The 9,962-nt window shown below is 36.2% G+C and carries 13 protein-coding genes; 9 read left to right on the forward strand and 4 right to left on the reverse strand.

Translation table 11 applies throughout. The features are described from left to right. Nucleotides 1–43 precede the first annotated feature (43 nt). Nucleotides 44–718 carry a hypothetical protein gene (locus C794_RS00670; protein ID WP_017795218.1) on the forward strand — a complete coding sequence of 225 codons (675 nt, stop codon included), beginning with the start codon at nt 44–46 and terminating at the stop codon, nt 716–718. Next, nucleotides 715–1,953: an efflux RND transporter periplasmic adaptor subunit gene (locus C794_RS00675; protein WP_017795219.1), complete on the forward strand. Its 1,239-nt coding sequence runs from the start codon at nt 715–717 to the stop codon at nt 1,951–1,953. Before C794_RS00670 ends, C794_RS00675 begins: the two co-directional genes overlap by 4 nt. 211 nt (nt 1,954–2,164) lie before the next feature. Here C794_RS00675 and C794_RS00680 read toward each other — a convergent pair whose 3' ends face one another. Continuing rightward, the gene (locus C794_RS00680) at nt 2,165–3,013 is read right to left on the reverse strand and encodes a YihY/virulence factor BrkB family protein (protein WP_017795220.1); all 849 of its coding nucleotides are present in this window, start codon (nt 3,011–3,013) and stop codon (nt 2,165–2,167) included. Between the two features lie 137 nt (nt 3,014–3,150). Between C794_RS00680 and C794_RS00685 the strand changes: the two genes are divergently transcribed. From C794_RS00685 to C794_RS00695, 3 genes are read left to right on the forward strand one after another with little or no spacing between them, the layout of a single operon-like run. Further along, on the forward strand, nt 3,151–3,609 hold the full coding sequence (locus C794_RS00685) for a DUF948 domain-containing protein (RefSeq protein WP_017795221.1): 459 nt from the start codon (nt 3,151–3,153) through the stop codon (nt 3,607–3,609). A gap of 4 nt (nt 3,610–3,613) precedes the next feature. Then, complete coding sequence (locus C794_RS00690; RefSeq protein ID WP_017795222.1) at nt 3,614–4,063, forward strand: DUF948 domain-containing protein; 450 nt, start codon at nt 3,614–3,616, stop codon at nt 4,061–4,063. Continuing rightward, entirely contained in the window at nt 4,056–4,277 is a 222-nt protein-coding gene (locus tag C794_RS00695; RefSeq protein WP_017795223.1) for a hypothetical protein, read from the forward strand. The genes C794_RS00690 and C794_RS00695 overlap by 8 nt, the downstream gene beginning before the upstream one ends. Nucleotides 4,278–4,377: 100 nt before the next feature. Here the strand turns inward: C794_RS00695 and C794_RS00700 are convergent, their stop codons facing one another. After that, a complete protein-coding gene (locus tag C794_RS00700; protein ID WP_017795224.1) occupies nt 4,378–4,791 on the reverse strand; it encodes a DUF948 domain-containing protein in 414 nt (137 codons plus the stop codon). Between the two features lie 164 nt (nt 4,792–4,955). Here C794_RS00700 and cwlD point away from each other — a divergent pair, with 164 nt between their 5' ends. Next, a complete protein-coding gene (cwlD, locus tag C794_RS00705; RefSeq protein WP_017795225.1) occupies nt 4,956–5,687 on the forward strand; it encodes an N-acetylmuramoyl-L-alanine amidase CwlD in 732 nt (243 codons plus the stop codon). An 89-nt stretch (nt 5,688–5,776) separates the two neighbouring features. Further along, nucleotides 5,777–6,835 carry an Mrp/NBP35 family ATP-binding protein gene (locus tag C794_RS00710; protein ID WP_017795226.1) on the forward strand — a complete coding sequence of 353 codons (1,059 nt, stop codon included), beginning with the start codon at nt 5,777–5,779 and terminating at the stop codon, nt 6,833–6,835. Nucleotides 6,836–6,939: 104 nt separating this feature from the next. Here C794_RS00710 and gerD read toward each other — a convergent pair whose 3' ends face one another. Further along, nucleotides 6,940–7,593 (reverse strand): spore germination lipoprotein GerD, encoded by a 654-nt coding sequence (gerD, locus tag C794_RS00715; protein WP_017795227.1) that lies wholly within the window; start codon nt 7,591–7,593, stop codon nt 6,940–6,942. Between the two features lie 133 nt (nt 7,594–7,726). Here gerD and C794_RS00720 point away from each other — a divergent pair, with 133 nt between their 5' ends. Next, nucleotides 7,727–8,380 (forward strand): KinB-signaling pathway activation protein, encoded by a 654-nt coding sequence (locus tag C794_RS00720; protein ID WP_017795228.1) that lies wholly within the window; start codon nt 7,727–7,729, stop codon nt 8,378–8,380. 39 nt (nt 8,381–8,419) lie between these two features. Here C794_RS00720 and pdaB read toward each other — a convergent pair whose 3' ends face one another. Further along, complete coding sequence (gene pdaB, locus C794_RS00725; protein WP_017795229.1) at nt 8,420–9,175, reverse strand: polysaccharide deacetylase family sporulation protein PdaB; 756 nt, start codon at nt 9,173–9,175, stop codon at nt 8,420–8,422. 297 nt (nt 9,176–9,472) lie between these two features. Between pdaB and C794_RS00730 the strand changes: the two genes are divergently transcribed. Beyond that, nucleotides 9,473–9,694 carry a hypothetical protein gene (locus tag C794_RS00730; protein ID WP_017795230.1) on the forward strand — a complete coding sequence of 74 codons (222 nt, stop codon included), beginning with the start codon at nt 9,473–9,475 and terminating at the stop codon, nt 9,692–9,694. Nucleotides 9,695–9,962 lie beyond the last annotated feature (268 nt).

The raw sequence follows: 9,962 nt of genomic DNA on the forward strand, positions 1-9,962 counted from the left end.
AACTAGAAGAAAAGAATGGATAATGCAAAAGGAATGTGACGAAATGACTTATTATGCGCGTTTGTTTCGAATGATTTCTCAGACAAAAGATGAAAGTTTTCGACTAAATAAAGCAGAGGAAGTACGAGGGTTATGGAAGATAACAGTCACCTTATCACTTGTATCAATGATTATCTACGGAATAATGGCTTTTTTAGGTGTTGGTTCCGAGGAAATATCTAAAAACGGAATATGGTTAAGTTCTTTTGATTTTGAAGCTAGTAAACTTTGGTTTGTGTTAGGCAGAATGGTCTATGGGCTTCTGTTTGCGGCGATCGTTATTTTTTTACCATCTCTATTATTCTATTTACTGACAGGAATTTCTTATAAAAAGCTAATTATTATTCAACATACTGCGTTAATAGTTTTTTTAATAGAGCGATTATTATGGATTCCTTTGGCTTTACTTGCTGGGTTAAGTTGGTATGTATCTCCGCTCTCATTTGGAATAATTGCTTCTTACATAACTAATATTTCCTGGATTGTTTACTTTTTTGGAGCGATATCATTATTTCAATTATGGATTATATACTTTCAAGCAAATTTTTTGGCGAAGTATTCCGATGTGAGAAACCGTTTTGTTTGGTTAAATGTTATTTTAATTCACTTCTTAGGATGGGTTGTTGCAAGTGTTTTAGCAAATGTTGATTCATACATCATAAGTGGGTGGTTTGGATGAGGAAATATAAGAAGCATATATTGTGGTTTTCGATTACTGTGTTTGTTGTAGTGAATTTTGTTCTCGTTTTATTTGATAAAGAAGAAAAAATAGATCGTGTATCATTTGTACATAGCTGGACAAATAGCCATGAGGCAGATCTTGTAGAAATGTTATATAAGCCTGGTGTGATTGACGTGGCCGGTGAAGAGCACATCTATTTTGATACAACCAGTGGTGTATTTCAAGAGTTTATGGTGCAGGAAGGGGATATGGTGACGAGTGGTGAGCCATTATTCTCCTATGAAGTCCAAAGTTATTATGAAACGGAAGTAAATTTGAATCAACAGGTGTCTCAAGTAGAAGGGGAACTTGCAGCTATACAGTCTGCTATCACACAAATGGAAATGTTTCAAATTCCTGAAGGTGCTACTGGTACACCAAGTGATGTGACACTAAATGAAGAAGAGCTTGAAATTAAATTCCCACAGAACACCGTAGAGGCAGAATTGTTACGGCAACAATACCTGATTGAAAAAGAAAACGAACTCTCTCAGAAAACAGCGGAATTACAGAGTCTAGAAGCACAGTTAATGGAATTACAATCATCTGGGAATGTAATCACTGTAAATAGTCCTTTTGATGGTCGAATAAGTGAGATAAAAGACAGTTTAGAAGATCCTGTAATTACCATACAAGATACAACACTTCAAGTTGATGGAGAATTTACGGAAGAAGAACGAACAAAGGTGGAGGCAGGACTTGCCACACAAATGGAAATAAATGAACTACCAATAGCGCTAGAGGGTACAATAAATGAAGTAAGTGATCACCCAAAAGAAGTAGGTTTAGAATCAGCAAGCGTGTACCCATTTTCCGTATCGATAGCGGAAGAGGATCCAGAAGTTTTAGAGGCACTGCTTCCGGGTTACCATGCTGAAATAGGAATTATCATGGAAGAAGCATTAAGTGCCACTACCTTATTTGAAGATTCGATTTTTACGAATCATGTATGGAAGTTGCATACGAATGGACAACTTATGAAGAGCCCAATTGAGACTGGGTTACATGTTGATGAACAAGTAGAAGTTGTACAGGGGGTAGAAGTTGGTGATGTTGTTGCGAATCAACCTTCTTCTCAATTCCGACATGAAGCTACATTCATTACTCCTATCCAAGTAAAAGAATTGTCGAAGTCATCTTTTACTTGGAATCAATGGGCAAGAAGCTTTGTTACAGGTATATTATCAAGATAATAAAAATCCAAACTGGCATCGATAGTCGGTTTGGACTTTTTTTGGAATGTAGCCTTTTATGGGCGGAAACTTGGTGGATAAAGATTACTACAGACTTGGCAGTAGGAACTGTTAGCGAAAGGCAAGGCATCCGTTCATTGGCCCAAAATTTTGTTTTGTTCCAGCCTCCCACCGTGGGCGCTTACCACGTTTTTAGCTTGCACTCATGAATTTATATATCCGCTGCATGAGAATACGCAGGATCTTCTGCTGTTTTTTTCTGATGATACATTACATTAATAATACCGCCAATAAGAAGGATTATCCCCGTCAAGAAGAACCAAATCATTAAAATGATGACACCGCCTAGACTTCCATACATATTTGAATAATTTCCAAAGTTTGATACATAAATAGAGAATCCGAATGAAATGATAAGCCAGAGGATACTAGCTGTTAAGGTTCCAGGAATAATATGTTTCACTGGAAGTGTTGCATTTGGTGCAAAACGATATAGCGTTAGCAATAATAGTGTAATTATTGCAATACTAATTGCAAAACGTGAAATTTGTAGAATCCATTCAAACGATGCATTAATCCCAGCAGTAGACATAATCATTGTTAGAATGACATCCCCAAAAACTGGTAGTATAATAGCTGTAATAACTGCAAAAATCATTGCAATAGTAAGTCCAAAGGCAATTGCTCTTGTCTTTATAAATGAGCGAGTTTCTTCTACTTCGTAGGATTCATTCGATACTTTAATGAATGCATTAATTCCGTTGGAAGCAGACCATAAAGTTCCCAAGATACCAACTGTTAATAAGCCACCACGAGGTGTCTCTACAAGGCTCACGATATTATCTTGGAACGTGTTCGCTAGCTCTTCAGGTAGTATAGAAGAAATAAATTGTATTGCATCCTGTGGACTTATATTAAAATAAGGAATAATAGCAAAAGCTACTACCAGTAATGGAAAAACAGATAATAAAAAGTAATAAGCTAATGAAGCTGCAAGTAATGGTACATCATCATCTTTAAATTTAGTCATAAACGTTTGCACATTGGATTTTATCTTCATTGGGTCAACCTCCATATTTGGTACTATATGGAACCTATACCCATTCCGTAATAAGATTAATCTTACTTAGAGATAGGAAACGTTTTATTTCTGTAGACAGGTGGTATAATATTGTCTAAGAGGAGGGAATTTTACATATGGCTGTCATTTATGTTGGAATTTTGTTCATCGCTATCGCATTTGCAATTGTGGCCTGTTATGCGGCATTCGCATTAAGTCGTTTTTCAGATACAATGCGATCGCTAGGCAGATCGATGACGGAATTAGAAAAAGAAATGCATTATATTACACCTCAATTGACGGAATCACTGCAGGAAGCAGATAAATTGGTCGATGATATTAGTGAAAAAGTGAAAGCGACAGATAGTGTGTTTGATCACGTAGAAGATGTGGGTACTTCGGTACAAACGATGAACCAGTTATATCTACAACAAAAGGAAACACTGTCTGAAGCGGAATTAGAAAAGAAATTACAACCATTTATAACAGGAATCACGTGGAGCGAAGCGTTTATGCAAGTATTTAAAACGTATCGAACAGGAAAAGGATCGTCTATGAACGATTCTTCTACTGTAAATACAGGAAGAGAGGGATAAGTAAATGACGTTAATCGGCATAGGTGTCATTATTATTGGAGTAGCGGCTATTATTTTGGCTATTTTTATCGGACATACGTTAAATAACTTGGCTAGTGTATTAAGTGGAGTAGATAAAACGGTTCAAAAATTGCCGGAACAATTGGACGGGATTTTTAAAGAAACAGGAGATATGATTCATGAAAGTAATCAAACATTGGCAGATGTTAATGATAAATTACAGCAATTGAGTCCCCTTTTCTATATGGTTGGAGATGTAGGAAATGCAACAAGAAAATTCTCCTCTTCTTTAGTAGATGTAACCGATTCTGTAAAAGCTCGTACAGAAGCAGGGAGAGATATTGCTGATAAGAATAATCTTGGTGGTTTGTATGGTAGCTTTGCATTAGGTTACTATTGGTTGAAAAAACGCAGAGAAATGAAGCGTGAGGAAAGAGATTACACCAATGAGTAAGCGTGGGAAGAAAGCTGCTATCGCTACAAGCGCAGCACTGGGGGCTTCATTAGGATGGGTGGTCAGTTCATACATTTCCAACAAACGTTCTTTATCGGAGAATCGACCATTATTAGAACGATTGAAAGACTTTGAACAGCAACTCTATACAGATGGATTTGAAAAGGCGAATGACCTACAAGGTATTCGCCAAGAAGTGGAAAATCGTATCTAAGAAAATATGTTAAAAAAAGCTAAACGATTGCCGGGTTATCGGCTACAATCGTTTAGCTTTTTTAAATAAATATGTTCTAACCTTATCTTAATATGTTTTATTATTTATTTCGTGTCGCTAGGAAATAACCAATGGTTGCTAGGCCATAAATGCCTTGTAAGTTTTTACTCCCAATCATTGCGTTCGCTTCTTCTGTTTTTTCTTGAAGTCCATCGGCGGTTTTTAATACAGAAGAAGTTAATCGATTGGTCGCACGACCAGCATCTCCTATTAAATGAAAGATGGGTGATAGTTCTTTAATTTGTTGATTTACTTGCTGTAATGTGTCGATTCCGGTTCCAAGAACGTCTGTAGCTTGAGACGTAATAGTCTCTACTGTTTCCGGTAATTGGTCTGTCGTTTTTTGGACGCTTTGGAATAAATCAGCTAGTTTCATTAATGGCTTAAATAGTGCTCCAGCAATTCCTAAAAATGCTATACCAATAATTATAAGGCCAATTCCTATCCATATCATGAGTGTTTCCCTCCGTTTAAGTAATTCTTTGATTAATCGATACCACTGTGTTTGTAGAAGTAAACCTACCTCGTAAATAGCATACCACAAATGTTAAGTCATAAACTGCAATCTTGTCCCATAAATTTAGTAAAAGAGAAGTCAAAGGAAGGGGCACAAAATATATGGGAAGAAAAAAGAAAATTGCTTTTTGGCTATTAGGTGTATTTTTACTTGCGTACTTATTACAATACCCAATAAATGAGACAAATATGACAGCAAATCAAGGGTGGACGTTACCCCTTACCGGAAAAACAATTGTGATCGACCCTGGGCATGGTGGGCCTGACGGAGGAGCGGTTGGGTCCGATGATACAGAAGAGAAAGACATCGCTCTAGAAGTATCGAAACTTATTCAGTCTTATTTGCAACAACAAGGAGCAGTTGTTTATTTAACCCGGGAACAAGATAAAGATTTAGCTGCAGAAGACACAAGTGGACTAGCTCGAAGAAAATCCGAAGATATTCGAAATCGTTTGAAGTTTATTCACGACAAAGAGCCAGACTTTTTTTTATCCCTACATTTAAATGCATTACCCTCGACAAAATGGCGAGGTGCACAAACGTTTTATTATCCAACAAATGGTGAGAATAAGCATTTAGCCACGATGATTCAACAAGAAATCATACGAAATTTAGAAAACACAAATCGATCACCTTTAGCGTTAAATAGCATGTATTTACTAAAACATGCCGAAGTTCCGGGAGCTTTGGTGGAAATAGGGTTCTTATCTAATGTGGAGGAAAGAGAATTGTTAAAAGACCAAGATTATCAACGAAAAATGGCGGCAAGTATTTATGAGGGAATTTTACGATATGCGACAGAGGAGCCTGAAAGAGAAGAGGAAACAAACTGAAACCGTCACCATATTGCATATTACTTAGATTTTCTGTGTTTTGTGTTATACTAGCAGGTGGATACAAACACAAGGGATGGTGATGTTCAATGCTAACAAAAGAGAGGGTTGTAGAGCTATTAAGCTCTGTTAAAGATCCTTTTTTACATATAACATTGGAAGAAACTGGGGGAATTAAGTCAGTTACGGTTAAGGAAGACAAGAAACATATCAGCGTGAAGATTGGTATTTCCAAGACTAATACAGCAGAACAAATGGAATTACAACAAGAAATCGTTGGTATCTTGAAGCGTGATGGGGCAAATACAGTAGGGCTTCGATTTGAAGCACTTCCAGATGAAGTTATTCAAAAATATCAACCTGCAGCAGAGAAAGCGAAAGAAGCTACTCTCATGGGTGGTAATTCAAATACAAAATTTATCGCAGTAGCGAGTGGTAAAGGTGGCGTAGGTAAGTCTACGGTAACCGTAAACTTAGCAGTATCTTTAATGCGATTAGGTAAAAAAGTTGGAATTATTGATGCCGATATCTATGGGTTTAGTGTTCCTGATATGATGGGTGTGGAGAAAAGACCTGTTGTACGAGGGGAAAAAATTATTCCCGTAGAACGTTTTGGAGTAAAAGTAATTTCCATGGGCTTCTTTGTAGAAGATAACTCACCGATTATTTGGCGAGGCCCAATGCTTGGTAAAATGATTAATAGTTTCTTCTCTGAGGTAGAATGGGGAGAATTAGATTATCTGCTATTAGACTTACCTCCAGGTACAGGTGATATCGCAATGGATGTACATGAGTTATTACCTACGTGTAAAGAAGTAATTGTAACTACACCACATCCAACAGCTGCTTTTGTAGCAGCACGTGCTGGCCAAATGGCACTAAAAACAGACCATGAAATTCTTGGTGTGGTTGAGAATATGGCTTACTTTGAAAGTAAAACAACCGGAGAGAAAGAATATGTATTCGGTAAAGGTGGAGGCAAAAAACTTGCTGACGTATTAAAAACAAAAGTATTAGGACAACTACCTCTACAACAACCTTATGAAGAAGAGGATGTTTTTGCACCTTCTGTGTATCAAGAAGATCATCCAATTGGAAAAGAATATCATAAGATAGCAGCTAAAGTAATTGCCAAGATGGAAGAATAAAGTGAAACTTCATTTAGTGAGGGGTTACAACCCGTTACATGCGGGATAAAGAATTAGGGTGTCCTGATTGATGGCGGGCACCCTATTCTCATATCCAATTGGTATTAACCGCCGCCCCCGCCGCCGGAACCACTATTGGAACCAGACTGAGACTCTCCAGATCCGCCTTGTTGACCGGATTCATTTGAAGAACCACTTGATTTACTTTGCTCTTCCGCAGCCTTGAGTAGAATTTCTTCAATTTTAGCTTGGAAAATAGGTGATTGTAAGGTCTCTTGAATCGTTTCTTCTAAATGAGCACGGAATTGTTGGCTTTTTACAACAGATAGCATTTGCTCCGTTACTTCCGGATTATTTAACAGTTCAATCATTTGTTTTTGAAATTGACTGTCGTTCATGAGATCCTTCATTAAATTCTTTTGTTCATCAGATATTGTTTGCGCATAGTTCTTAACGAACTCTGGATCTTCGAACATTTTTTCCCAAGATTTTTTGCTTTCTTCTGAAGTAAGAGCTTCATTAACAGCATTTTTCACGCTGTCTGATTCCATTACCAATAAGTTTTTAAGCTCTTCATCATGCATAATCTCGCGGAGCGCTTTCTTACCGTCTTCGGTTTGAAGTATATCAACAACCATTTTTTTGGTTGTATCATATTCACCTTCGTTTTGACTATTACCACCACCGCCACCACAAGCGGTTAACAATATAAAGAAGGATAAGCTAAGGAGTACAATACATAGATGTCGTCGTACCATTTATAGTCCTCCTTTCTATATGTTTAATATGTATAATCAATAATTAAAATATGCACATACATAAGAGAAATAAATGCCGTATCATGGTAAAATATTGTGGAAATGAAAGTATGTGCAATAGGAGTGAAAAAGTTTGAATACACGAATCCTTGTAGGTTTTTTATGGAAAACATTTTGGCTAGGTGGACTGGCTGGATTAATTGCAAGTTTCTTTGTTAAACCAGAGCAATATTTAAACTATATGCAACCGTTTGATGGTATGGAAATTCTAGGACTTATCGTATTCTTTTTAGGTTTAGGGTTAACGTTTGCAACCATTAGTTTAACTGGTTTTTTCGCGTATTTATTTGTTCATCGAATGGGACAGAGTTTATTCAAAGGGTATTGGTCAACGGTACAAGTAGGTCTAATTATATTTATTCTTTTTGATATTATTTATTTTCCATATCGATCAGCGGATAATGTTGAGCTGTATTGGTTTATCCTATTAGCAGCGGCATTATTACTAATCGGTTGGATAGTTGCTAAGATTAAAGCCAAAGAAACAAATAAAAAAGCATTTATTCCAACGCTATTCTTTATGGTCGTATTTACGACAGTAGAATGGGTGCCAGGATTAATGGTAGATGGAACAGATTATGCATGGCTTATGGTGGTTCCATTACTCGTATCGAATACATACCAAATTTTGAATTTACATCGATTAAATTTTCAAGAGAAGAAGCCTCAAGTTCAAGGAAGTAATGGACAGGATAAAAAAAGTCACAATAAAAAAAAGAAAAAGTAATGCGAAAGATCTCTCTCCAAAATTGGAAAGAGATCTTTTTTAATCAACAATTTCTGTGTTTGCTTTTGCTTGATTAATGATTTCTGAAATGGTTACCGGTTCATAGCCCTTGTTTTTAAGTCCTGGGAGAATGGTTTCTAGTGCACCGGCAGTTTGTTTTGCACTGTCGGATGCATGTAGGAGAACGATATCGCCATTATCAGTTTCTTTCATGATGTAGTCAACGATTACTTCTGTACCTGGATTTTCCCAGTCGTTAGGATTTACATTCCAATGAACAACATGGAAACCGAGACTTTCAGCGAGTTCAATAATTTCTTCGTTAAAATGGCCATGTGGTGTGCGCAATAAATTAACGTTTTCATAACCTAATTTTTCAAAGACTTCCTGTGCATACAATAGGTCTTTTCTAACTTGATCAATCTCTTGGTCTAAATAGCTTTTGTATCGATAACCAAGCATTCCAATCTCATGTTCACCTTCTGAAATAGCTTCTAGAAGGTCTGGATGCCTTTCTGCCCACTCTCCACTAATGAAGAACGTAGCTTGTACATCTTCATTTTCTAATTGCTTTAATATTTCTTTTACTCTTTCTTCACCCCAACTAATATTAAATGTAATAGCAATGTTTGGTTCATCGGCATTACCTTTTGATAAAGCAACAGGCTCTTCGCCATTAAATACGGAAAAGACTGCATCTTTTTGTATCCATGCTATAAAAGCAATGATAAATGCTAAACCGATAATCCATGCAGTTCTTTTCCCTCTTAGACGAAAGGAATAAAAATGATCCATTTGTTTTCCTCCTCTACTTATACCTATAATCATATCTATGCACTAGACTTGCTAATTATGTACAAGCTCGCTTTGTCGAAAACTGTTTAAGAAAATGATGGATGAAATTTAGTGGTTTTGGGGAATAGTAGTGGATAGATGCTAAAAACTCCGACCGACAAAATTCATTTGTTTTTGCGAATACTTGTAATACTTAAGTCGTTAGTCTTTGGAACCGAAAATGACTTATTGAAATATATTAATAGTAATATATGAATTTGTTTAACGGATTTATACGGTGATATATGAGGTGATTGCATGATTGGATTATTAGTAAATGAAATGGAACAGAAGGAAATGGAGTATTTAATAAAGCGAGAGCTTGAAGAAATCTTATTAGATTTAGACGATAGTCGAATTGATCAAATGGTAAAAAGCGCAATGCGAGAAAGGTATAGATTATTATTTCAATTACTTCGTAGAGTGGCGAGTGAACAAGAGTGTATGAAGTATATCCCTAAAAGGAAAGGGAATATTTAATTTAGGATACCTTTTGTAGTGATTCGTAATGTTACTGCAAAAGGTTTTTTATCGAATTTTAATTTTTTGTTTAAAAACTATTGCTCAATAAAAAGGAATATGGTATATTAATTTTTGTTGTCGCTTGATGAAACATTTTGCAACTTACATTGAATAAAGATTTTCAAAAAAAGATTTAAAAAAATGTTGACATCAAACGGATAACATGATAAATTATATCTTGTCGCAAAAAACGACAAACACAGAAATTGCTCTTTGAAAACTGAAC

Origin of the sequence: Oceanobacillus kimchii X50, assembly GCF_000340475.1 — a bacterium.
In the GTDB taxonomy this organism is placed as follows: domain Bacteria; phylum Bacillota; class Bacilli; order Bacillales; family Amphibacillaceae; genus Oceanobacillus; species Oceanobacillus kimchii.

What these genes read in the sequence shown, in the direction of transcription:
- C794_RS00690 (WP_017795222.1), top strand. Translation starts at nt 3,614, where the DNA reads ATGACGTTAATCGGCATAGGTGTCATTATTATTGGAGTAGCGGCTATT.
- pdaB (WP_017795229.1), bottom strand. Translation starts at nt 9,175, where the DNA reads ATGGATCATTTTTATTCCTTTCGTCTAAGAGGGAAAAGAACTGCATGG.
- C794_RS00680 (WP_017795220.1), bottom strand. Translation starts at nt 3,013, where the DNA reads ATGAAGATAAAATCCAATGTGCAAACGTTTATGACTAAATTTAAAGAT.
- C794_RS00685 (WP_017795221.1), top strand. Translation starts at nt 3,151, where the DNA reads ATGGCTGTCATTTATGTTGGAATTTTGTTCATCGCTATCGCATTTGCA.
- C794_RS00700 (WP_017795224.1), bottom strand. Translation starts at nt 4,791, where the DNA reads ATGATATGGATAGGAATTGGCCTTATAATTATTGGTATAGCATTTTTA.
- C794_RS00730 (WP_017795230.1), top strand. Translation starts at nt 9,473, where the DNA reads ATGATTGGATTATTAGTAAATGAAATGGAACAGAAGGAAATGGAGTAT.
- gerD (WP_017795227.1), bottom strand. Translation starts at nt 7,593, where the DNA reads ATGGTACGACGACATCTATGTATTGTACTCCTTAGCTTATCCTTCTTT.
- C794_RS00710 (WP_017795226.1), top strand. Translation starts at nt 5,777, where the DNA reads ATGCTAACAAAAGAGAGGGTTGTAGAGCTATTAAGCTCTGTTAAAGAT.
- C794_RS00670 (WP_017795218.1), top strand. Translation starts at nt 44, where the DNA reads ATGACTTATTATGCGCGTTTGTTTCGAATGATTTCTCAGACAAAAGAT.
- cwlD (WP_017795225.1), top strand. Translation starts at nt 4,956, where the DNA reads ATGGGAAGAAAAAAGAAAATTGCTTTTTGGCTATTAGGTGTATTTTTA.
- C794_RS00695 (WP_017795223.1), top strand. Translation starts at nt 4,056, where the DNA reads ATGAGTAAGCGTGGGAAGAAAGCTGCTATCGCTACAAGCGCAGCACTG.
- C794_RS00675 (WP_017795219.1), top strand. Translation starts at nt 715, where the DNA reads ATGAGGAAATATAAGAAGCATATATTGTGGTTTTCGATTACTGTGTTT.